At 61.9% G+C, this 21,610-nt stretch carries 22 protein-coding genes; 12 read left to right on the forward strand and 10 right to left on the reverse strand.

All coding sequences use genetic code 11. The annotated features are described in order from the left end of the window. Positions 1–77: 77 nt before the first annotated feature. The 8 genes from atzF to HYX42_RS16485 all read left to right on the forward strand — a co-directional run bounded on the left by atzF (position 78) and on the right by HYX42_RS16485 (position 7,378). Positions 78–1,724, forward strand: coding sequence for an allophanate hydrolase (gene atzF, locus HYX42_RS16450; RefSeq protein WP_293405444.1), 1,647 nt, complete (start codon positions 78–80; stop codon positions 1,722–1,724). Between the two features lie 52 nt (positions 1,725–1,776). Next, positions 1,777–2,784: an ABC transporter substrate-binding protein gene (locus HYX42_RS16455; protein WP_293404977.1), complete on the forward strand. Its 1,008-nt coding sequence runs from the start codon at positions 1,777–1,779 to the stop codon at positions 2,782–2,784. A gap of 2 nt (positions 2,785–2,786) precedes the next feature. Beyond that, on the forward strand, positions 2,787–3,668 hold the full coding sequence (locus HYX42_RS16460) for an ABC transporter permease (protein ID WP_293404980.1): 882 nt from the start codon (positions 2,787–2,789) through the stop codon (positions 3,666–3,668). Then, complete coding sequence (locus tag HYX42_RS16465; RefSeq protein ID WP_293404982.1) at positions 3,665–4,486, forward strand: ABC transporter ATP-binding protein; 822 nt, start codon at positions 3,665–3,667, stop codon at positions 4,484–4,486. The genes HYX42_RS16460 and HYX42_RS16465 overlap by 4 nt, the downstream gene beginning before the upstream one ends. Before the next feature lie 8 nt (positions 4,487–4,494). Continuing rightward, positions 4,495–4,701 carry an AtzG-like protein gene (locus HYX42_RS16470; protein WP_293404984.1) on the forward strand — a complete coding sequence of 69 codons (207 nt, stop codon included), beginning with the start codon at positions 4,495–4,497 and terminating at the stop codon, positions 4,699–4,701. Then, positions 4,698–6,095, forward strand: coding sequence for an AtzE family amidohydrolase (locus HYX42_RS16475; protein WP_293404986.1), 1,398 nt, complete (start codon positions 4,698–4,700; stop codon positions 6,093–6,095). The genes HYX42_RS16470 and HYX42_RS16475 overlap by 4 nt, the downstream gene beginning before the upstream one ends. A 119-nt stretch (positions 6,096–6,214) precedes the next feature. Then, positions 6,215–6,589, forward strand: coding sequence for an oxalurate catabolism protein HpxZ (gene hpxZ / locus HYX42_RS16480; protein ID WP_293404988.1), 375 nt, complete (start codon positions 6,215–6,217; stop codon positions 6,587–6,589). 30 nt (positions 6,590–6,619) lie between these two features. Then, positions 6,620–7,378: a GntR family transcriptional regulator gene (locus HYX42_RS16485; RefSeq protein WP_293404990.1), complete on the forward strand. Its 759-nt coding sequence runs from the start codon at positions 6,620–6,622 to the stop codon at positions 7,376–7,378. 214 nt (positions 7,379–7,592) lie between these two features. Here the strand turns inward: HYX42_RS16485 and HYX42_RS16490 are convergent, their stop codons facing one another. After that, a complete protein-coding gene (locus HYX42_RS16490; RefSeq protein ID WP_293404992.1) occupies positions 7,593–8,471 on the reverse strand; it encodes an aldo/keto reductase family oxidoreductase in 879 nt (292 codons plus the stop codon). A gap of 130 nt (positions 8,472–8,601) precedes the next feature. Between HYX42_RS16490 and HYX42_RS16495 the strand changes: the two genes are divergently transcribed. Then, positions 8,602–9,516 (forward strand): LysR family transcriptional regulator, encoded by a 915-nt coding sequence (locus tag HYX42_RS16495; protein WP_293404994.1) that lies wholly within the window; start codon positions 8,602–8,604, stop codon positions 9,514–9,516. 10 nt (positions 9,517–9,526) lie between these two features. Here the strand turns inward: HYX42_RS16495 and HYX42_RS16500 are convergent, their stop codons facing one another. From HYX42_RS16500 to HYX42_RS16525, 6 genes are all read right to left on the reverse strand, one after another. Continuing rightward, the gene (locus HYX42_RS16500; protein ID WP_293404996.1) at positions 9,527–10,483 is read right to left on the reverse strand and encodes a hypothetical protein; all 957 of its coding nucleotides are present in this window, start codon (positions 10,481–10,483) and stop codon (positions 9,527–9,529) included. 177 nt (positions 10,484–10,660) lie between these two features. After that, on the reverse strand, positions 10,661–11,419 hold the full coding sequence (locus HYX42_RS16505; protein ID WP_293404998.1) for a hypothetical protein: 759 nt from the start codon (positions 11,417–11,419) through the stop codon (positions 10,661–10,663). Continuing rightward, entirely contained in the window at positions 11,416–12,762 is a 1,347-nt protein-coding gene (locus tag HYX42_RS16510; RefSeq protein WP_293405001.1) for a TAXI family TRAP transporter solute-binding subunit, read from the reverse strand. Before HYX42_RS16510 ends, HYX42_RS16505 begins: the two co-directional genes overlap by 4 nt. A 10-nt stretch (positions 12,763–12,772) precedes the next feature. After that, entirely contained in the window at positions 12,773–13,606 is an 834-nt protein-coding gene (locus HYX42_RS16515; protein ID WP_293405003.1) for a substrate-binding domain-containing protein, read from the reverse strand. Continuing rightward, positions 13,603–14,511, reverse strand: coding sequence for a substrate-binding domain-containing protein (locus HYX42_RS16520; RefSeq protein WP_293405005.1), 909 nt, complete (start codon positions 14,509–14,511; stop codon positions 13,603–13,605). Before HYX42_RS16520 ends, HYX42_RS16515 begins: the two co-directional genes overlap by 4 nt. 148 nt (positions 14,512–14,659) lie before the next feature. Further along, positions 14,660–15,535, reverse strand: coding sequence for an exodeoxyribonuclease III (locus HYX42_RS16525; protein WP_293405007.1), 876 nt, complete (start codon positions 15,533–15,535; stop codon positions 14,660–14,662). Between the two features lie 11 nt (positions 15,536–15,546). Between HYX42_RS16525 and pyrE the strand changes: the two genes are divergently transcribed. Beyond that, entirely contained in the window at positions 15,547–16,293 is a 747-nt protein-coding gene (pyrE, locus tag HYX42_RS16530) for an orotate phosphoribosyltransferase (protein ID WP_293405009.1), read from the forward strand. 32 nt (positions 16,294–16,325) lie between these two features. After that, the gene (locus HYX42_RS16535; protein WP_293405010.1) at positions 16,326–16,964 is read left to right on the forward strand and encodes a DUF4124 domain-containing protein; all 639 of its coding nucleotides are present in this window, start codon (positions 16,326–16,328) and stop codon (positions 16,962–16,964) included. A gap of 69 nt (positions 16,965–17,033) precedes the next feature. Here HYX42_RS16535 and HYX42_RS16540 read toward each other — a convergent pair whose 3' ends face one another. Then, the gene (locus tag HYX42_RS16540) at positions 17,034–18,017 is read right to left on the reverse strand and encodes a tripartite tricarboxylate transporter substrate binding protein (protein WP_293405012.1); all 984 of its coding nucleotides are present in this window, start codon (positions 18,015–18,017) and stop codon (positions 17,034–17,036) included. 183 nt (positions 18,018–18,200) lie between these two features. Between HYX42_RS16540 and HYX42_RS16545 the strand changes: the two genes are divergently transcribed. After that, positions 18,201–19,106: a LysR substrate-binding domain-containing protein gene (locus tag HYX42_RS16545; RefSeq protein ID WP_293405013.1), complete on the forward strand. Its 906-nt coding sequence runs from the start codon at positions 18,201–18,203 to the stop codon at positions 19,104–19,106. A 9-nt stretch (positions 19,107–19,115) separates the two neighbouring features. Here the strand turns inward: HYX42_RS16545 and HYX42_RS16550 are convergent, their stop codons facing one another. Next, the gene (locus tag HYX42_RS16550) at positions 19,116–19,931 is read right to left on the reverse strand and encodes a TauD/TfdA family dioxygenase (RefSeq protein WP_293405015.1); all 816 of its coding nucleotides are present in this window, start codon (positions 19,929–19,931) and stop codon (positions 19,116–19,118) included. A gap of 201 nt (positions 19,932–20,132) precedes the next feature. Continuing rightward, a complete protein-coding gene (gene gatB, locus HYX42_RS16555) occupies positions 20,133–21,593 on the reverse strand; it encodes an Asp-tRNA(Asn)/Glu-tRNA(Gln) amidotransferase subunit GatB (protein WP_293405446.1) in 1,461 nt (486 codons plus the stop codon). Between the last annotated feature and the right edge of the window lie 17 nt (positions 21,594–21,610).

Here is a 21,610-nt window from a genome sequence, read left to right on the forward strand (position 1 = left end):
CGGCTGCCTCAAATGATGCGAGTGCTGACTTGCATAGATTCGCTCAGCAGGCTTGGATTTCCCGTTTCGACAAACCCCTGGTTTCGGGTGCGAAGGGCCCGCTGGCCGGTCTGCAATTCGCCGCCAAGGACAATATAGATGCACTTGGCCTGCCAACCACGGCAGCCTGCCCGGCCTTCAGTTACCAGCCTGCCGCACATTCGGCGGTGGTGCAAAAACTGCTCGATGCTGGTGCAGCGCTGGTCGGCAAAACCAATCTTGACCAGTTTGCCTGCGGCCTCAACGGCACGCGCTCGCCCTATGGCGCCGTGCCCAATGCCATCAACCCCTTATATGTATCGGGCGGCTCCAGTTCAGGCTCGGCCTATGTGGTGGCTACGGGCCAGGTTGAGTTTGCGCTGGGCACCGACACGGCAGGCTCCGGCCGCGTGCCGGCGGGGCTGAACAACATTGTGGGCCTCAAGCCGTCGCGGGGGCTGATCAGCACGCGCGGTGCCGTGCCAGCGGCGCAGAGTGTCGATTGCATCTCGATTTTTGCGCGCACTGTTGCCACGGCGGTGAAGGTGCTGGAAGCCGCCATGGGCCACGACCCGCTCGATGCGTACTCGCGCAAGCTGACCATGACGAGCAAGGCCTTTGGAGCCAGCTTCCGTTTTGGTGTGCCTTCAGCCGTGACCTTTATGGGCGACGCCGCTGCGCAGGACGCATTTGATCTGGCCATCAAAAAACTGGAAGCCATGGGCGGCAAGGCCGTGCGCATCAACTTCGCTCCGCTGGCCGAAGCCGCTGCGCTGCTCTATGAAAGCGCACTGGTCGCAGAACGCTACACCGCCATCAAAAGCTTTTTTGACGCGCATGAAGCCGAGGTGATAGAGCCGGTGCGCAGCATCATTGCCGCAGGCCGCAACTACAGCGCGGCTGACCTGTATGAAGCGCAGACAAAACTGAAAAGCCTGGGCCAGCAGGCCAATGCCATGTGGCAGGACATTGACGTGCTGCTGGTGCCAACTGCGCCCACGCATTACACGATTGCACAGATGCAGGCCGACCCGGTGGCGCTCAACCGCAACCTCGGCGCGTACACCAACTTCGTCAACCTGCTCGACTACGCTGCGCTGTCCGTGCCCAGCAGCATGCGTGCCGATGGCCTGCCCTTTGGCATCACCCTGATTGGCCCCTGCGGAAGTGACTGGCAGCTCGCCGACCTGGGCCAGCGCTACCACCATGCCACCGGTCTCACGCTGGGCGCCACCGGACAGCCCCTGCCTGCGCCGTCAAACATTCACGGACTGAAAACTGAGGCGATGGTTCGCGTGGCCGTGGTCGGCGCGCACCTCTCGGGCATGCCGCTCAACATACAGCTCACTGAACGCGGCGCATCGCTGGTGGGCGAAGCAAAAACGTCAGCCGATTACCGCCTCTATGCCCTGCCAGGAACGACCCCACCCAAACCCGGCATGCTGCGCGTCGCACCAGGCCAGGGCGCATCGATTGCGCTTGAGATCTGGCAGATGCCTGCCGCGCATTACGGCTCGTTCGTCGCGCTGATTCCCGCGCCGCTGGGCATAGGCATGCTGGCGCTCGAAGACGGCAGCAGCGTGCAGGGTTTTGTATGCGAGCCCGAAGCCCTCAAGGGCGCAGAAGACATCACACAACACGGTGGCTGGCGTGCCTTCATGGCATCGCTGAAAAACGCAAAAGCCGCCACAACAACGACAGCCTGAGACATACAGCTTCCCAATTTTTTTAACCATCACGTAAACCCAGGAGCCCTTCATGACCAAGCCAGTCCAGACATCCGCCCCAGCTGCAACCCGCAGAAAAGTCCTCCAGACCGGCGCTGCTGCGCTGGGCGTGATGGGCATGCCCGCCATCGTGCGTGCACAAAGCGGCCCCAAGATCCGCATCGGCTTCTGGCCAGTTGCCGCAGGCTTGCCGTTCTTCGCTGCGATTGAAAAAGGCTACTTCAAGCAGGCGGGTCTTGACGTCGAGCCGCTGAAGTTTGCAGGCGCACAGCAGGTGATGGAAGCCATGCTCTCGGGCCGCTCCGACGGCAGCTCCAACGGCACCGGGTCGGCCAATCTCGGCATCGGTGAAATTGCCCAGCCCGGCCTCTTCAAGATCTTCGCCACCAACCCCAGCAATGCGAAGTTTGTGCTCGATGAATTCATCGTGCCGAAAGACAGCCCGGTCAAGACCATGGCTGACCTGAAGGGTAAAAAGATAGGGTCAGGCCCCGGCATACAGAACGTCACCCTGTGCAAGACCATGCTGGAGCGCGCAGGCGCCAGCGGCACCACGGTGGTTGAACTGCCGATTGGCCAGCACGTCGCCTCGCTGGTCGCCGGCCAGGTTGACGCCTGCTACACGCTGGAGCCTACAGGCACCATTGGCCGCATGAACGGCACCACGCGGGTGCTTGAAGCCGGTGTGGTTGCCAAGTACATCCTCGGTGATGCGATGGCCCCGTGGCATGGTGGTGCCGCCAGCCTGACGACGGAGTTCATCACCAAGAACCCCGACGTCGCCAAAAAGTTCATCGCCGCCTACGCGAAAGGCATAGAGCTGGTGCGCACGCAGCCGGCAGAGGCCCGCCAGTACATGAAGGGCTACACAGCTATTGAGGGTCCGCTGACCGGCGAGGTGCCGCTGGCATCCTACATGCTTTACAACGAGTTCAAGCCCAGTGACGTCGCCTACTTCCAGAAGTTCTACGACCTGTTCACTGAGAAAGGCATTTTCAACAAGAAGGTCGTTGTCGACGGCCTGCTCTACAAGGGCTGATCATGGCTGAACTCACTTCTTCATCTGTGGTGGTGCCGGTTGCACCGGCGGCCACATCACCTGCGCCATCCAGGCCAGCGGTCAAGGCCTGGACGCCACCGGCAGGCGCCGCGAGCATCCCGCGCAAGAAAGCCAGCTGGGGCAAGCTGCTGCCCTTCATAGGGCCGATTGCGCTCTTCATCATCTGGGACCTGGTGGTGCGCTTCGGCCTCATCAAGGCCATCCTGCTGCCCAGCCCCGGCGACACCGTCGTGGCGCTGGTCACCGGGCTGGCTGGCGGCGCGCTGCTGCTCGACTTTGGCGTTACCGTGCTGCGCACACTCGAAGCCTTTCTGCTGGCTGCGGTAGTTGGTGTGCCTTTGGGCGTGCTGCTCGGCAGCAATGAAAAAGCCTACCGCAGCGTCGAATTTTTGATCGACTTCTTCCGGTCCACACCGTCGTCGGCATTGATCCCGCTCTTTCTGCTGATCTTTGGTGTATCAGACATCAACAAGGTGGCGATTGCGGCTTTCGGTGCCTTCCTCATCGTGGTCTTCAACAGCGCCTACGGTGTGATCAACGCGCGCAAGCAGCGCGTGATGGCGGCCAGGGTGATGGGCGCTTCGCGCTGGCAGGTCTTCAAGGACGTGCTGATCTGGGAAAGCCTGCAGCCTTCGTTTGTCGGCCTGCGCTCGGCGGTGTCGATGGCGCTGGTGATTGTGATCGTGGCCGAAATGTTCATCGGCTCCGACAACGGCCTGGGCCACCGCATCATCGATGCGCAGCAGGTGCTCAACGTCAAGAGCATGTACGCGGCCATCCTGGCTGCCGGTGCCCTCGGCTATGCGCTGAATATTCTGTTTCTGGTCGCCGAACGCAAGATCGTTCACTGGAGTGGAAGATGACTGAAGTCCTCAATGCACCTGTATTTGCCGATGTCCCCACCGTGCCCTTCGCACCCGGCCCGGCAGGCACAAACATCACGATTCGCGGCCTGACCAAATACTTTGCGGGCTGGCCGCTGTATGAGGACTTCAACCTCGACATCCCCAAGAACAAGATCGTCTCCGTCTTCGGGCCCAACGGTTGCGGCAAGTCGACGCTGATCAACATGATCGCCGGGCTGGTGCCGATTGATTCGGGCGAGATATTGTTCGACGGCAAGTCGCTCAAGGACACCAAGATAGGCTACGTCTTCCAGAACTACCGCGAAGCCATGTTCCCGTGGATGCGGACCATAGACAACATCGCCTACCCGCTCAAGCTCGAAGGCAAGTCAAAGGCGCAGGTCGACAAACGCATGGCCGAGCTGGTCGCCTCGTTTGACGTGAAGTTCGATTTGAACCGCTACCCGTATGAACTGTCAGGTGGGCAGCAGCAGACCGCATCCATCATGCGTGCGCTCGCACCCAACCCCGAGGTGCTGTTTCTCGACGAACCTTTTTCTGCACTTGATTTCGAGATGACTTTGTTCATCCGCGAGAAGCTGCAGGAAGTCTTCATGCAGACCGGCACCACCATGCTGCTGGTCTCGCACGATCTTGAAGAAGCCGTTTACCTGGCCGACCAGGTGCTGCTGCTGACCAAGCGCCCGACCAAGGTGGCCGAGATTCTGAACTACGGCGACGCGCGCCCGCGTACGCTGGAGACATTGAGTTCTGCCAGTTTTGTCGACATGAAAAAGCTCAGCCTGGAGATCTTCCAGCGCGAAGTGCGCCGGTAGGGGCAATCATGGACGACACCGAAGCCCTGGCATTTGTAAAAGCCGCAGCAAAAGCCGTCTCGCTGCCGCTGGATGAGGCGCAGGCCCAGCGGGTAGCGGTGCACATGCAGCGCACGTCTTTGATGGCGGCGCAGCTTGATGCCTTCAGCATGCATGTCGACATGGAGCCGGCCGAGGTCTACAGCCCCGCGCCCTTTCCGAAAAAGCCCGCATGAAAAATATCGCCTTCGGCAGCGCCGAACTGATACGCGGCATCGCTGCCGGAGAGTTCAGTGCGCAGGAGGTGCTGGCCTCTTCCATTGAGCGCATTGAAGCCACCGACGGACGTGTCAACGCCTTCACCGGTAAAAGCTATGAGCGCGCAAGGCGCGAAGCCGCGGCCATTGACCGCATGCGCGCGCGTGGCGAAAAATTGCCGCCGCTGGCTGGCTTGCCCTATGCGGTGAAAAACCTGTTTGATGTGGCCGGTGAAGTCACGCTGGCAGGCTCACGCATCAACCGCGGCAACGCGCCTGCGCATGAAGACGCGTTTCTGGTACAGCGCCTGCAGGCCGCGGGCGCGGTGCTGGTGGGCTCGCTCAACATGGACGAGTACGCCTATGGCTTCACGACAGAAAACACCCATTACGGCCCCTGCCATAACCCGCATGACCTCAACTGCGTCGCCGGTGGTTCATCGGGCGGTTCGGGTGCGGCGGTGGCGGCGCAACAGGTGCCGCTGACGCTGGGGTCGGATACCAACGGCTCTATACGTGTGCCCGCATCGCTGTGCGGCGTCTGGGGGCTCAAGCCGACTTTTGGCCGCCTCTCGCGGCGCGGAACCTACCCTTTTGTCCACAACGTTGACCATCTCGGCCCGCTGGCAGACAGCGTTGAAGGCCTGGCACTCAGTTATGACGCCATGCAGTCACCCGACGCGCTGGATGCAGGCTGCCATGCGTTGTCGGTACAGCCCGTCGCCGCAGATCTGCGACGGGGCATTGACGGCCTGCGCATTGGTTTGCTGGGCGGCTACTTTGCCGACAACGCCAGCGCCCCGGCACAGCTCGTGGCACGGCAGGCGGCCAGTGCGCTGCGTGCGGGGGATGGCGTTGAGTGGCCAGACCCGGCGCTTGCACGGGCGGCGGCATTCATCACCAGCGCCAGCGAGGGCGGTGCGCTGCACCTGGCTGACCTGCGCACGCGTGCAGATGAGTTCGAGCCGCTGTCGGTGGATCGTTTCATATCAGGCGCGCTGCAGCCGGCAGCCTGGTATGTGCGCGCCCAGCGTTTCCGCCGCCATTACCGCGAGAAGGTCAACGCGCTGTTTCGCCACTGGGATGTGCTCATCGCCCCGGCCACACCGGTCAGCGCGCCTGTCATAGGCACCGAATGGCTGGACATCAACGGCATGAAGCTGCCCTGCCGGCCCAGCGTTGGCCTGCTGACGCAGCCCATCTCGTTTGCCGGTTGCCCGGTGGTCGCCGCGCCCATGTGGCCCGAAGGCAAAACCGGCATGCCGATCGGCGTGCAGCTGATTGCCGCCCCCTGGCGTGAAGACCTGGCGCTGCGTGCGGCCTGGGCCCTGCAACAGGCTGGTGTAGCCCACCTGAAAGTTTCAAAACTGTGAAATACAAGATGGCCAGTGGCCTGCAAGTGAGATGTCATTGCGGACTTGATCCGCAATCCATGTTTGATGGGTGTGCATTCGGGGTCATGGATCCCGGATCAAGTCCGGGATGACAAGCCATGGAAATTAACCTCCCCCAGGTGGTGGCCGAAGTCACGGCCGCTTTTGAGCGTTATGAAGCCGCGCTGGTGAGCAACGACGTGGCCGTGCTCGATGAACTCTTCTGGCAGAGCCCGCACACGCTGCGTTACGGCGCAACTGAAAACCTGTATGGCTACGACGCCATCCAGGCCTTCCGCGCGGGCCGGCCTTCTGCAGGACTTGAGCGCAGGCTTTTAAAAACCGTCATCACTACATACGGCCATGACTTTGCAACAGCCAATGTCGAGTTCCAGCGCACAGGCGGCGCCAAACCCGGCCGCCAGAGCCAGACCTGGATGCGCACGGCGGACGGCTGGCGGGTGGTTTCTGCACATGTCAGTCTGCTGGGCTGAACCCGTTGCCCGCACTATGATTGAAAGCTCATGAAGAGCGTTGCTTCCCCCGCCACCCCGGCTGCCAAGGCTGATTTCGTGCCTTACGGCTCGGGCAAACCGCAGCATTTCTCGCGCGCCGATGAGGTGTATGAGCAGCTCAAGCGCGATGTGTCCGACTTCAAGCTGCTGCCCGGCGACCGCTTCACCGAAACCGAAGTCAGCGCGCGTCTCGGCGTCTCGCGCACGCCGGTGCGGCAGGCGCTGTTCAGGTTGCAGCAGGAGGGTTTTGTCGAGGTGCTGTTTCGCAGCGGCTGGCGCGTGCTGCCCTTTGACTTCAACCAGTTTGAAGACCTCTACGACCTGCGCATGGTGCTGGAGACCACGGCCGTGCACCGCCTCTGCGAAGACGCCGTCAAGGTCAACCAGCACCTGCTCGACGAACTCGCCGCCATCTGGCTGGTCGCGCCCGGGGAGCGCAGCAGCGACATGGACCAGGTTGCGCGCTGGGACGAATCCTTTCACTGCTCCCTGGTCGCGGCCGCCGGCAATGCCGAAACCGCGCGCGTGCACGGCGACGTGACCGACCGCATACGCGTGATACGCCGGCTCGACTTCACCCAGCAGCCGCGCATAGACGCCACCTATGACGAGCACGCCAAGATCCTGAAAGCCATACAGCACAAGCGCGGCGACCAGGCCGCCATGCTGCTGCGCGCCCACATCGAGACCAGCCAGGCCGAAGTGCGCAAGATCACGCTGCACCAGGTGCACATGGCGCGGCAGCAGGGCAAGTCGTCGGGCCGCTGAGGCCTGCCAGCTGCCCGAAAAGGCAGTTTTTAACGTATACGTTAAAAAATCAGCAAAAGTCAAGTTCCATATTAACTTTTGCCTGTTTGGCGGCTGTTTTTGCGTCCGCAAGGCCAAAAAAGCCCTGAAAAAGGCCATTTTCAGGTGCCAAATCGGCCTCCAGGCCAATAAATACGTGCGTGAGCAGCTATGTTTTTAATAGCGGCTGACTGCTTTATTTTGCAATCGTGTCCAGCTGCGCCAGCGCTTCAGGCGTCAGTTTGAGCTGTCCGGCGGCCAGGTTCTCGCGCAGGTGGGTCACCGACGATGTTCCGGGTATCAAGAGGATGTTGGGCGAGCGCTGCAGCAGCCAGGCGAGCGCCACCTGCATGGGCGTGGCGCCCAGTTGCTGCGCGACATCCGACAGGGCGGAGGATTGCAGCGGCGTAAAACCACCCAGCGGGAAGAAGGGCACATAGGGAATGCCCAGGCCAGCCAGTTCGTCAATCAGCGCGTCGTCTTCGCGGTGGGCGAGGTTGTACTGGTTCTGCACGCAGACGATGTCGCAGATCGAGCGCCCCTGAGCGACCTGTTTCGAGGTCACGTTGCTCAGCCCGATGTGGCGTATCAGGCCTTTTTGCTGCAGGCCGGCCAGCACGGTCAGCGGCTCTTCCAGCGAGCCTTCGGCCGGGCCGTGCACGTCGAACATGCTGCGCAGGTTGACGGTGTCGAGCACGTCCAGGCCGAGGTTGCTGAGGTTGTCGTGCACCGCCTGGGTCAGCTCTTCAGGCGACATCGCCGGTATCCAGGATCCGTCTGCGCCGCGGCGTGCACTCACTTTGGTGACGATGGCCAGGTTGGCCGGGTAGGGGTGCAAGGCCTCGCGGATGATCTGGTTGGTGATGTGCGGGCCGTAGAAGTCGGAGGTGTCGATATGGTCGACGCCGCTGGCCACGGCCTCGCGCAGCACGGCCAGGGCGGCGGCCCTGTCTTTTGGCGGGCCGAACACGCCCGGCCCTGCAAGCTGCATGGCGCCGTAGCCCAGGCGTTTGACCTGGCGGTGGCCGAGTTTGTAGGTGGCGGTCTGGCTGGCGTTAACGGTGGTGATGGACATGGTCTTGGGTTCCTGCTGTGTGAATGTGAGCGAATGGTAGGGACGTGCAGGCCGTTCGACAATCCATCACAATCGGCACGGGTCGTGCGAAATTTCGAACAATGCGCGGCCGAACAATACCCATCAAACCATGGACGCCAACCTCGCCGACCTGAATGCCTTTCTTGCCGTGGCACGTGCCAAAGGCTTTCGCGAGGGCGCGCGCGCCAGCGGCGGCAGTGCCTCCGGCCTCAGCGAAGCGGTGCGCCGGCTGGAGACACAGCTGGGCGTGCGCCTGCTGCATCGCACCACGCGCACCGTGTCACTGACCGAGGCCGGCCAGCGGCTGATAGAGCGGCTGGCGCCCGCACTGACCGAGGTGCAGGCCGCGCTGGATGTGGTCAACGGTTTCCGTGACCGGCCTGCCGGCACCCTGCGCCTGAATGTGGCGGTCAGCGCCGCGCGTTTGACGCTGCCGGCCATTGTTCCGGCCTTTCTTGCCGCCTACCCCGACATCCAGCTGGAGGTGTTTGCCGACGACACCTTTGTCGATGTGCTGGCCGCTGGCTGTGATGCCGGCATACGCTACGAAGAGCGGCTTGAAAAAGACATGATTGCCGTGCCCATAGGCCCGCGCGTACAGCGGTTTGCGCTGGCGGCATCAACAGCGTACCTGGACAAACACGGCCAGCCGCAGCACCCGGGCGAACTGGTCAACCACGCCTGCCTGCGCGGCCGGTTTGCCAGCGGCGCCATGCCGCCCTGGGAGTTTGAAAAGGGCGGCGAGGTGGTGCGCATCACGCCGAACGGCCCGCTCATCGTGCAGATAGGTTCTGCCGTTGACCTGGTGGTGGATTCGGCCGTGGCAGGCACGGGGCTGGTATACCTGTTTGAGGACTGGCTGCGCCCGCAACTTGTCAGCGGTATGCTGGAGCCGGTGCTCAAGGACTGGTGGCCGAGTTTCTCGGGGCCATTTTTGTACTACCCGGGCCACCGGCTGCCACCTGCACCGCTGCGCGCGTTTATCGATTTCATCAGGGCGCAGGCTGCGGCGACCGCGCCCTAGCGGCGACGCATCAGGCGGGAAGCTTCTGCATCGCCAACAGCAGCTCCATGTCCCGCAGCATCTGCGTTTCTGAAATGCCCACACGGTTGCCAAAGCTGACGTCCACAAGTCCACCTGCGCGAGGCGAGTGTTCCCCTTGCGCGCTGCGGACCTGAATCAGGCCAGCGGCCTCCAGCCGTTCCAGCGGCGCCTGCTGTGAGGTGTCCAGGCGAAGATCCACGCGAAAGCTCACCCGCATGGCGCAGCCCACGTTGCTGGGGCAACTGGTGAGATAACCGAGTTGCGGGTCTTCACAAAAATCGAGCTGCGCCGCCAGCAATGACATGACCTGGCGCATGAGCGCATGGCAGGCCGCAGCACTGGCTCCCGGAAGGACAAGGGCCACACGCAGGTGGTCTTCTTCATTGATCCAGATAGACAGCTGCCGGTTGTGTGTATTGAAGACGCTTCTGCCCGCCGGCCAGTCTGCGTGAATGCCTGCAGCTGCCATGTATTTGTCGTGCGGCCCGAAGGCAAGGCGCTCCGAGATCATGGCGTCAAGCTGGCTGGCGGGTATGTCCCCGAATTGCGCTGTGCTGCCATCAAAGTGGGGCGCCAGCGACCTGCATGCATGTGTGATTTTTTCTTCCACACGGATCCGCTCGGCCTTTGACATGCCGGCGGGGAAAACATGGCCTGCAAGATTGCGCGCCACCCTGATGCGGGTGGAGACAACAGCTGCCGGATTGATGCATGCCAGGTCAGTGCGGTGCGTCAGGGACGGTGCCTGAAAACTTTCAACAATGTGATCGAACAGTTCGTGAAAGACGCCGTAGCTCTGAAAGTCGGGCGCGTAGATGCCAATCAAGCTGTCGGGGTAGCGCCGGCCGGAGCGAATCACGTCCGCCAGGCGGAAGCCGTTTGGTGTCACCCGCTTTGACAACTCTGCGCTATAGGCGTTGGTAAGGTAGCGGCTTAACAGGGACACCGAAATCGATTCGACTAGTACTGCGACCCGGAAGTAGCGAAACAAAATGAAAGCGATGGATTCGCGCCCAGGGCAAGACGCAAGCCGCAACGAAGGCTGGACGCCTTGGTAAGGCTGGCAACGCCGCCATGGGTGCGAAGACGCGCTTTCATGTTTCGATATTTTCGGGTTGCAGTGCTAGGGTGCTGTGCAGTAAGCGTCGGTATCCTGCTGCGTGATGACTGCTGCCGGCGTGCTGGCCTGCACCAGGAACTCTGACGCGCCGTAGTGGTTGGGCCGGGCGTTGACCTGGTTCCAGTCGTAGGTGTAACCCAGGCGTGTGAAGGGGTAGCCGGGGCCGCCAGCGCCGTCGACCACGAAGGAGTCTGCCATCTGCCTCAAGACGTAGTCACGCACATCCGGCGCGCGGCTGGCCTGTATGCCAACGGTGCAGACGGGGCTTTGCGGATTGGTTTCATCAACGCCAAGGCAGGGCCTGTCGAGGCGATCACGGGCGAGCTCCATGGTCACAAACTTCGCCTTGCGAAACTGCGGCGGCGGGTCCATGGGCAGGCCCAGCAGCTGTTCAATGCGCTGGCGCAATGCGTCGCCCTTCAAGCCCCAGGCGCGGCAACTCGCCTGCACCTCGCCGGCCAGCGTGACCCAGATGCGGTCTGGCGGCGTGGTGGTGGCGCAGCTGGTGTCCGGCGCCTTGCAGGGCGTGCGGCTTTCAGTCACCCATGACACCACGCGAACCTTGTCACCTTGCGGCAGCGGCATCAGGGGCGTGACCTTGCGTGGACTGGCTACCGCTGCGTCGGCAATCGCGGCTTCATAGACCGCCTTTGTCGAGTCGGCAGATGGCGCAACAGTAGCGCAACCAGCCAGTGCAATAGCTGCCGCCCAGATGAGGGCAGCGCCCACGCGGCGCATGTTGTGGGAAAGGTGTGTTGTCATGCTTTGTCCCTCATAAATTCAAGCCGGGCCCGCGAATCTGCGATGGCCGAAAAAAGCTGCGGCACCAGGTTGGCATTGGCCAGCGGTCCGTTGGCCGTCAGGCGGCGCATGGCGGTGGCCTTGATGTCCGTGAGTTCTTTTTGCCACGCTGCAAGCTGCGACGGGGGCGGCGGGTCGTCCGGCACGGCGTCGACAGCGGCATCGACGGCAAGCACACGTTCAATCAGGGCAACAAAAAATGCATCGTCGGTTTCGGCTTTGACAGGCTCGGGCGGGGCGCCCTTGAACCACTTGAACACCACAATCAATGTCGAGGCGACTGAAAGTACCAGGCCGAAAAGCGCTTCAACCTTCTTGAGCGTGGCCTGCGACAGGAAGGGGTTCTTGCGGTCCATGAACATCCGCGTGCCTGCGGACAGCGGGTAGCTCGAAGATTCGAGAATCTTGTCTTCATCAAACTTCATCTTCAGGTGCATCTGCAGATCCGGGCTGTACACGCCCTCAAGCACCTTGAACACGGCGCGCGGGTCGAGATTTGAATTGGCCACCAGCTGCAGGTTGACACCCACAGTCCTCACATCGCGCGGCGGCACCGGCGGCTGGACGCTGTACATATAGGCCATGACTTTGGTGTCGGCCACCCAGCCCTGGCGCAAGGCGAGTGCGCTGGGGAAAGGAATCTCCAGCAGGCTGTAGCCATACTGCTTGACGATGTAGTCCGCCACGTTGGAAGGCGCAAACGAGGTGATGACGATGACCTCAGGCACCCGGTCCTTGCGCAGGGCCAGCAGGTCTTCGGTGCTCAGGTTTGTTTCAACATAGTCCACGCCATCGCGCATGCCCGAAAACTCCAGCAGCTGTTTGCCGATCACCCGTGTGCCGCCTTTTTTGCTGCCCAGATTGATGCGCTTGCCGCGCATGCCGGCGATGTCCTTGATGTCGGGGCTGACCAGGAAGTGCAGCAGCTCGGGCGCGAGGTTGGCGACATGGCTCACGTTCGGAAAGGGCAGCTCCAGGCCGCCCTGTATCAGCGCGAAATCCAGCTTGCCCTGGGACACCAGCGACAGCGCCTCCTGCGAACCATCTGTCGGCAGCACGTCAAGACGCACGCCCAGCGGCAGGATGTCGTCGCGCAGGGTGCCGGCCAGGTAGTGCCGGTTGCCCAGGATGTCGCCGCCCGTGATCTTCAGCGAATAGGTTCTGGGCAGCACCTCGTAGACATAGTGGCCGGCGATGCCCAGCAGCACAATGACAAGCAGGCAGGCCAGCGTCTTTCGCACGCGTTCATGGCGCTGCATGCGATTGAGCCAGTCGTTGAGTATTCCGCGTGCTTCGTTGGCCATGTGCTGCCTGCTATCTGACCGGGATGAACCCGGCGCGGTCAATGATGGCCTGCCCTTCGGGCGATTCCGCCAGGGCGATGAAGTCAAGCGCCTGCTGACGTGCGCGGCCGAAAGTCATCAGGTACAGCGAGCGCTCGAACGGGTAACGGCCGCTGAGAATGGTCTCGCGCGTGATCGGAATGTTGTCTATCTCAAGGGCCGGAATGTCGGCCGGCAAGCCGCCATCGTCAGTCGCCACACAACCTATGGCGTTGGGGTGCTGGCGAATGAAGTCCAGCAGTTCGTCCCGCGTCTTCCTGAAGTTCGACTTCAGTGAGAGGTCTGCACCGGCAAGGACAACCTCGCTGACATAACGGCTGGTGGATGTATGGCGCGGGCGCATCACTACCTCTATGGGGCTGTCGGTGCCGCCCAGTACTTTCCAGTTGTTGATTTTGCCCGTCAGCACATCGCGCACCAATGACTGCCTGATTTGCCTGACCGGGTTTTTGGCATTCACCACCACTGCAATCGCATCCCTCGCAACCAGGTGGTTGTGTGCCTGCGGCTCCGCTTCCGCGCCTTCCAGGTCGCGCGCCATGGCTGCAATGTCGATGGCATGGCGCTTGACGGCGAGCAGGCCCTGCAATGAACCACCGCGCTCCACAATGACTTTCACGCCGTAGCGCTTTTCGAATTCCCTGCCCAGCGCGATGTTCATCTCATACATGGCCGACGCGCCGCCTATGAGCAGCGCATTCTTGCCTGCAGGCGTGCGGCGAAGCTGTACCCATTGCCACGCCGGGTAGGCGGTAGCCCCGGCAATGGCCGCGACAAATCCGCCGGCGAGGTAGCGTCTTTTCATCGTGTGGCCGATGCAGCGGTTTTGGCCGTTGGGGCCGGCAAGGCAAATACCGAATTGGAAATGGGCGCTGACAGGCCGGTCACAAACTGCAGGAACTTCTGCGCCTCTGCCGACGGTTTTTCACGTGTCACAAACATCAGCGGAGCCAGCAGTGTGTAGCGGCCGCTTTGCACGCTGTCTGCACCGGCAATGACCTTGTCCACCGACAGAATCTTGAGTGCCCGGTCCTTGACTGATTCGGTCGCCATGTAGGTGACGCCGAAGGGGTCGCTGCCCACGCCGGCTACACGCTGCTCCAGCTCGGCGTTGCGGGCTCTGGGTGTGAAGGTGTCCGTATCGCCGAGAACCTTGTCGTTCCAGGTGTTGGTAATGCCGTCGCCCGGCGGGCCGATGTAAACGTTGATGGGGGCGTCTTTTCCGCCCACGGCCTTCCAGTTGTTGATGCGCCCCGAGAAGATTTCCCGCAGTTGCACCATGCTGAGGTCGTTCACGGGGTTGCTGAAATGAACCGCAGGCGCCATCGCCACCTGCCGGAAGGGCACATTGACCAGTTTTACGCCGCTGCGGACGATCTCGTCCTCGGTGTCGTCAGAGGCCGAGCCACTGACGATGGCCATGTCGGCCGTGTTGTCCAGCAGCGTCAGGTAGCCGCGCGATGTGCCGCCACCACTGACCACCACCGACGACTTGGGGTTGCTTCGCATGTACTGTTCGGCCAGGGATTGCACGATGGAGCCGAATGCAATCGAGCCCCGGATGTGCACCGTGCGCGGGGCGGGGGTTTTATCAGCCGACAGGGCCGGGGAGGGCAGGACTGCCATCGTTGCTGCCATCACTGGCGCCAGCGCCGCAAGCATGAATGCACGCCTGGATGTCCCCGCCAGCCTGTAGTCGCAAGTTTTCATCGTTATGGTGCGATGCGCAGCCAGGAGATCATTTCCCTGTGCACACACTGTAACTCCCTGTTACAGACCGATGGTACGCGTTTGGCAGCGTAACCGGAAGGGGATTTGCGCGGCCTTCGCTGTTGCTACAACAGCGAAGTGCGCCAGTTCAGAGCTGGAAGTCGTAGTCGACGGTGATGGGCGCGTGGTCGGAAAAGCGCTGTTCGCGGAAGATGTGTTCGGTTTTGGCGAGCGCCGCCATCGCGGGCGTGGCCAGGTGGTAGTCCAGCCGCCATCCCACATTCTTGGCATAGGCCTGGCCGCGGTTGCTCCACCAGGTATAGGCTTCGTCGGTGGTTGTCGGCTGCAGCTTGCGGTAGACGTCGACCACGCCGCCGCCGGGGCTGGTCAGTTCGTCGGCTGCCTTGTTGGCCTCTTCTGCGTCTTCGGCAGCTTCTTTTGCCTCTTCAAGGCGCAGCAGTTCCGTCATCCAGGCGCGTTCTTCAGGCAGAAAGCCGCTGTTCTTCCTGTTGCCCTTGAAGTTCTTCAGGTCGATTTCCTGGTGTGCGATATTGATGTCGCCGCAGAGCACGAAGTCGCGGTCTTTTTTCAGGTTCAGCAGGTAGGGATAAAACTCGGCCAGGAAGCGGAACTTGGCGGCCTGCCGCTCCTCGCCGGATGAACCACTCGGAAAATAGGCGCTGATGATGGAGAGCTTGGGCAGGTTTTTGCGGCCCGGGCGGTCAAAACGCAGTTCGACATACCGGCCTTCGGCGTCGAATTCGCTCGAGCCGTAGCCGACGATGACGTCGCTGGGCTCGTGTTTTGTGTAGACGGCGACGCCGGAGTAGCCCTTCTTCTCGGCAAAGTGAAAATGCCCTTTCAGCCCCGCCATTTCCTCAAAACGCTCGCTGATGTCGGCGGCCTGGGCCTTGAGCTCCTGCACGCAAATACAATCCGGCATGGATTTCGCAAGCCATTCTTCGAGGCCCTTGCTGGTCGCGGAACGGATGCCGTTGAGGTTCAGGCTGGTCAATTTAAACAAGGACATCTCCAATGAGCACCCCAACGGCAGCGCCAGGGCAAAAAAACAACGATACAGTCCCGAAAGCTGACAGCCAGCTGGCACTTGAGTTTGTGCAGTTTGCGGTCGAGTCCGGGGTGCTGCGGTTTGGCGAGTTCAAGACCAAGGCGGGGCGCCTGAGCCCCTACTTTTTCAACGCGGGCCTGTTCGACGACGGCGCCAAGCTGGGCCGCCTGGCGCAATTTTATGCGCAGCAATTGCTGATCGAAGAGAAGACCACGGGCCTGCAGTTCGACATGATTTTCGGGCCGGCCTACAAGGGCATTCCCCTCGCGGCAGCAGTGGCGGTCGAAATGGCAAGGCTGGGCCGTAACATGCCATTCGCCTACAACCGCAAGGAGGCCAAGGACCACGGCGAAGGCGGTTCGCTGGTCGGCGCGCCGGTCAGGGGCCGGGTGCTGATCATTGATGATGTGATGTCAGCCGGCACAGCCGCCCGGGAGTCAATTGCCATCATCAAGGCGGCCGGCGCCACCCCCCATGCCGTGGCTATTGCGCTCGACCGGCAGGAAAAAGCGACCGAAAACGGTCTTGACGTGGATTACAGCGCTGTGCAATATGTCACAAATCAGTTGGGTCTGCATGTGTGCTCGATTGCCCGCCTGACCGACTTGCTTCAGTATCTGGCAGCGCAAGGTGGCAGCGACGTCGTCAACGCTTCGCTTGGCGGTCATTACAAGGCGGTTTTGGCATACAGGGAACGATACGGCGTGGAATGAGGCTTCCTTTGGTTTTTTCTGCAACCTTGTTTTTGACTTCCGGGTGCGCGCTGCTGATGCTGGCGTCTGGCGGAGCCCTGGCCCAGGGCGTATTCACCTGCGTGGACAGCAAGGGCCGCAAGATCACGTCTGACCGCCCGATAGCAGAGTGCATGGACCGCACCCAGCAGGAAATCTCCCCGACCTCCGGTGCTGTCAGGCGCGTGATTCAGCCCCAGTTGACGGCCGCCGAACGTACCGCCGCCGAGGAGAAGGAAAAAGCCGCTGCCGAGGCCCGGGCCCAGGCGGCGGAAGAGAAAAAACGGGAGCGGGCGTTGCTGCAACGTTATCCCAACAAGCCGGCGCACGACAGGGAGCGCGCCGTGGCGCTGGTACAGGTCGAGGAGGCGATGAAGACGGCAGCCAGGCGCGTCCAGGAACTCACCGAGCAACGCAAGGCCATCAACGCCGACATGGAGTTCTACAGCAAGGACCCGGGACGTGCACCACCTTCGCTGCGGCGCAGGGTGGACGAAAACGAGATGAGCATCGCCTCACAAAAGCGGGTCATCGCCGATCAGGAGAGCGAGAAAAAGCGCGTCAACGCGCGTTTTGACGAAGAGCTTGCCAGGCTCAGGCCGTTGTGGGCCGCATCGAGCGTGCCAGCGGCCGCTGCTGCTGCCAAATACTGACGGCTGACCCTGGAACGCTTGCGGCGGGCCGGTGCCGCCACCAAAAACCTTATCCTGCCGGCACCTGCGTCAGTCAACCTGGACTTTGGCTTTCTTCACCACCTCGGTCCATTTGGCAATGTCCTTGCGCGTGTAGGCGTCAAAGCCTTCCGGTGTAGAGCTGGTGGCGTCGGTGCCCAGTGTCTTGAGGATCTCCAGGTAGGCCGGGTCTTTGGCGATGCGCACGGTTTCAGCGTTCAGGATGGCGATGACGGCCCTGGGTGTTGCCAGCGGCGCTGACAGACCCGTCCACGAACTGGCGTCAAAACCGGGCAGACCCGATTCGGCAATGGTCGGAATATCGGGGGCGGCCGATGAGCGCTTGCCGGAGGTCACGGCCAGTGCCGTGAGCTTGCCGCCGCGAACCTGCGCCAGCGCATTCGGAATGGTCTCCAGCATCATCGACACCTGGCCGGAGATCAGGTCGGGTACGGCCGCGCTGCCGCCCTTGTAGGGCACATGAACCATGTCGATGCCGGCAGAAATCTGGAACAGTTCGCCAAACAGGTGTGAGGCCGAGCCGTTGCCTGCGGACGCAAAGTTGAGCTGGCGCGGGTGGGCTTTGGCGTAGGCGATGAGCTCGCCCACATTTTTGACCGGCACCTTGGGGTTGATCAGCAGGACGTTGGGCAGCGTGTGCAGCAGGCCGACAGGCGCGAGGTCTTTCACCGGGTCAATCTTGCGTGCCGGGTAAAGCGCCGGGCCTATGCTGTGCGTGCCGTTGGTGGCGAACAGCAGCGTGTAGCCGTCGGCGGGGGCCTGGGCCACGGCTTCCATGGCAATCACGCCGCCGGCGCCGGGCTTGTTCTCGACCACCACCGGGCCCTTGAGCCCTTCGGACATGCTGCGGGCGACGGCGCGCGCCAGCAGGTCGGATGAGCCGCCGGCCGCAAACGGCACGATGATGCGTATCGGCTTGGCCGGGAAGGCCTGTGCTGTGGCCAGCAGCGGTGCGGCCAGTGTGGTGGTCGCCACAGCGATGGCGGCAATGATTCGGGACAGTGGTTTCTTCATGAGGGGCTCCAGGGCGTTGCGATGCATTCAGCGATGCAAGTTTCGCTCCACGCCGCGCGTCTGCAAGCGGGTTTTCGCCCCTTGTGGCCGCATGGCTGGTCGTGTGCCTCACTAGCAGTTATGCCCTCAGTGCATACGACCCCGGAGGCGCCGTGTTAATGTCCGGCGGATCAGGACGCCAACGTGGAACTCAGCCAACTCAACTATTTTGTACAGGTCGCCGCGCACGGCAGCTTCTCGCGCGCAGCAGCCGTGCTGGAGGTGACCCAGCCCTTCCTGAGCCGGCAGATCCGCCGTCTGGAAGTCGAGCTGCACCGCCACCTTTTTTATCGCCATGGGCGCGGCATTTCACTGACCGACGACGGGCAGAATTTCTTGCTGATTGCCAAGAGCGTGCTGCACCAGCTGGAGCTGGCGACGCAGGTCAAGGCCGCCAGCGAAACCGAACTGACGGGCCGTTTTGTGCTGGGGCTGACGCCTTCGCTGGCGCGCATCCTGACGGTGCCGCTGGTGCGGGCCTTCACTGCGCGTTTTCCGATGGCGCAGCTGTCGATTGTGGAAGGTCTGTCGCGCAGCCTTCACGAGATGATTCTTGTCGAACGGGTTGACGCCGCGGTGCTGCACGACCAGGCGCCGTCCTCACTAATCAACATCGAGCCGGTGCTGATGGATGCGCTGTGCCTGATTGCGCCGCTTGGCCGGCCTGAAGACGCGCGCGCATCGATTCCGTTTGACGAACTGGCGAAGTTGCCGATGATCTTCCCGAGCGCGCCGCACCCGCTGCGCTCCATCGTGGAGGCCCAGGCCACCAAAAACGGCGTCAAGCTGAACGTGGCGCACGACATTGATGGCGTCGAGACCATCCTGGAACTGGTGCAGGAGGGCTTTGGCCACACGGTGGCATCGGCCATCGTGCTGAAGGCCGGGCGCTGGTCGCAGACGCTGTCAGCCGTGCCCGTCACCGAGCCGGCCATGACGACCACGCTCTCGCTGGCAACACCGCTGCGGCAGCGGCCTTCGGCGCTTCACCGCATCACGCTGGACATCATCCGCGAGTTGTTTGGCCGGCTGGTGCCGCACGGCCTGTAGCTGGCAAACCTAGCCGGCGATGGGTGCAGCCGTGCCCTCGATCTGCACACGAAAGCCGGAGCGCACGGCAGGCCAGTAATCCCAGATCGCCTTGTGGTGGGCGCAGCGGTTGTCCCAGAAGGCAATGGAATGCGCGCGCCAGCGGAAGCGGCAGGTCCATTCCATGCGGCCGCAGTGGTCGTAGAGAAACTGCAGGATGTGCCGGCTCTCCTCGCGCGACACCTCGTTGATGTGCGAGGTGAAGTCGGTGTTCACGTAGATCAGTTTTTTGCCGGTCTCGGGGTGCTGCGTGATCACCGGGTGCACCGAGATCGGCGTGCCCGGGCCGAAGACGCGCGTGCCGTCATGGGTAGCGGTCATGCCATCGAGGTACTGCTTCATCTTCGGCGACAGCGCGTCATAGGCCGAGTACATGCTGGCAAACATGGTGTCGCCGCCGCCATCCGGCGGGACGGTGTGGTTGTAGAGCATGCTGCCCAAAGGCGGAACGGCCGCACAGGACTGGTCGCTGTGCCAGTTCTCACCCGAGATGCGTTTGGAGGTTTCGTCGTAGTGAAAGCGGCGCACCAGCGGGTGGTCGGTCGGCTTGCTGATGGTGTTGACGCCGACGTGCTTGCCAAGGGGGCCGAAGTAACTGGCCACGCGGATCTGGTCTTCAAAGCTGATTTTCTGCTCGCGGAAAAAGATCACCTGGCGTTCGAGGAAGGCGCGCTTGAGTTCGGCCACTTCAGCGTCAGACAGGGGTTTGGTGAGGTCGATGTTGCCGATCTCTGCACCGATGTGCGGTGACGATGGCGTGACGGTGATGTGCTGGTAGGCGGTCATGAAAGCTCCTGGACTGGGGTGTTGCCAAATTCTAGGAGCGGGGTGACGGATGGCCTAGCCTCGCCCTGGACTACTAGGTATGCAGTGGGTGCATGGCTTGGCTGTCATTGCGGACTCGATCCGCAATCCATGACCCCGTGTCCTGATGCCACTGCAGCCGGGGATGGATCCCGGATCAAGTCCGGGATGACAAGGGAGTTCTCAGCCCAGCTTTTTCTTCAGCAGCTCGTTGACCTGCGCCGGGTTGGCCTTGCCCTTGGTGGCTTTCATAGCCTGGCCGACCAGTGCATTCATCGCCTTGGCATTGCCGGCCTTCACCTCTTCGACGTTCTTCGCGTTGGCGGCGAGAACATCATCGATGATTTTTTCGAGTTCGCCGCTGTCGTTCATCTGCTTGAGGCCTTTGGCTTCGATGACAGCGTCAACGTCCTGGCCTTCGCCTGTCCACAGCGCATCAAACACCTGTTTCGCGGCGTTGTTGGAGATGGTGCCATCGGCAATCCGCATGATGAGGCTGGCCAGCTGGGCGGCATCTACCGTGGAAGATTCGATGGACTTCTCTTCTGCATTCAGACGTTTTGACAACTCGCCCATGACCCAGTTGCTGGCCAGCTTGGGTTGCTTGCTGGCATCGGCAACGGCTTCAAAATAAGCTGCGGTGGCTTTGCCCTGCGTTAACTGGCCGGCATCGTATTCAGGCAAGCCATAGTCGGCCACAAAACGCGCCGCCATCACCCGCGGCAATTCACTCATTTCAGAGCGCGTCTTCTCAACCCAGTCACGGCCAATCACCAGTGGCGGCAAATCGGGGTCCGGGAAGTAGCGGTAATCGGCCGCGTCTTCCTTGGTGCGCATAGCACGCGTTTCGCCGGTATCGGGGTCGAACAGCACGGTCGCCTGCTCAATGGCCTTGCCGTCTTCAATCTGTTCGATCTGCCAGCGCACTTCAAAGTCAATCGCCTGCTGCATGAACCTGAAGCTGTTCAGGTTCTTGATCTCGCGGCGTGTGCCCAGGGGTGCGCCGGGCTTGCGCACGGAGACGTTGGCATCGCAGCGAAAGCTGCCTTCCTGCATGTTGCCGTCGCAGATGCCTATCCAGGTGACGATCTTGTGCAGCTCTTTGGCATAGGCCACGGCCTCTGCAGATGAACGCATGTCGGGCTCGGTCACGATCTCAAGTAACGGTGTACCTGCGCGGTTCAGGTCAATGCCGCTCATACCGACGAAGTCTTCGTGCAGCGATTTGCCGGCGTCTTCTTCAAGGTGCGCTCGTACCAGGCGCACTGCTTTCTTTTCACCGTCGAGGAAAAACTCCACGCTGCCGCCCTGCACAACGGGTATCTCGAACTGGCTGATCTGGTAGCCCTTGGGCAGGTCGGGGTAGAAATAATTCTTGCGTGCAAACACACTGCTCTCGGCAATGTGCGCACCGACGGCCAGGCCAAACTCGATGGCGCGTTGCACAGCGCCCTTGTTCATCACCGGCAGTGCGCCGGGCAGTGCAAAGTCAACCGCCGAAGCATTGGTGTTGGGCTCGGCGCCGAACGATGTTGATGCGCGGCTGAAGATTTTTGATTGCGTGGTCAGCTGGGTGTGGGTCTCGAAGCCGATGATGACTTCATAGCCCTGCACCAGCGGCCCGGTGGGCCGTCCGACCTGCATTTGGGCAAAGGGGTTCG

This window comes from Polaromonas sp., assembly GCF_016185115.1.
GTDB lineage: Bacteria > Pseudomonadota > Gammaproteobacteria > Burkholderiales > Burkholderiaceae_C > Polaromonas.

Coding starts and splice junctions, on each gene's coding strand:
- HYX42_RS16455 (WP_293404977.1), top strand. CDS start 1,777: ATGACCAAGCCAGTCCAGACATCCGCCCCAGCTGCAACCCGCAGAAAA.
- HYX42_RS16460 (WP_293404980.1), top strand. CDS start 2,787: ATGGCTGAACTCACTTCTTCATCTGTGGTGGTGCCGGTTGCACCGGCG.
- HYX42_RS16465 (WP_293404982.1), top strand. CDS start 3,665: ATGACTGAAGTCCTCAATGCACCTGTATTTGCCGATGTCCCCACCGTG.
- HYX42_RS16470 (WP_293404984.1), top strand. CDS start 4,495: ATGGACGACACCGAAGCCCTGGCATTTGTAAAAGCCGCAGCAAAAGCC.
- HYX42_RS16475 (WP_293404986.1), top strand. CDS start 4,698: ATGAAAAATATCGCCTTCGGCAGCGCCGAACTGATACGCGGCATCGCT.
- hpxZ (WP_293404988.1), top strand. CDS start 6,215: ATGGAAATTAACCTCCCCCAGGTGGTGGCCGAAGTCACGGCCGCTTTT.
- HYX42_RS16485 (WP_293404990.1), top strand. CDS start 6,620: ATGAAGAGCGTTGCTTCCCCCGCCACCCCGGCTGCCAAGGCTGATTTC.
- HYX42_RS16490 (WP_293404992.1), bottom strand. CDS start 8,471: ATGTCCATCACCACCGTTAACGCCAGCCAGACCGCCACCTACAAACTC.
- HYX42_RS16495 (WP_293404994.1), top strand. CDS start 8,602: ATGGACGCCAACCTCGCCGACCTGAATGCCTTTCTTGCCGTGGCACGT.
- HYX42_RS16505 (WP_293404998.1), bottom strand. CDS start 11,419: ATGACAACACACCTTTCCCACAACATGCGCCGCGTGGGCGCTGCCCTC.
- HYX42_RS16510 (WP_293405001.1), bottom strand. CDS start 12,762: ATGGCCAACGAAGCACGCGGAATACTCAACGACTGGCTCAATCGCATG.
- HYX42_RS16515 (WP_293405003.1), bottom strand. CDS start 13,606: ATGAAAAGACGCTACCTCGCCGGCGGATTTGTCGCGGCCATTGCCGGG.
- HYX42_RS16520 (WP_293405005.1), bottom strand. CDS start 14,511: ATGAAAACTTGCGACTACAGGCTGGCGGGGACATCCAGGCGTGCATTC.
- pyrE (WP_293405009.1), top strand. CDS start 15,547: ATGAGCACCCCAACGGCAGCGCCAGGGCAAAAAAACAACGATACAGTC.
- HYX42_RS16540 (WP_293405012.1), bottom strand. CDS start 18,017: ATGAAGAAACCACTGTCCCGAATCATTGCCGCCATCGCTGTGGCGACC.
- HYX42_RS16550 (WP_293405015.1), bottom strand. CDS start 19,931: ATGACCGCCTACCAGCACATCACCGTCACGCCATCGTCACCGCACATC.
- gatB (WP_293405446.1), bottom strand. CDS start 21,593: ATGCAGGTCGGACGGCCCACCGGGCCGCTGGTGCAGGGCTATGAAGTC.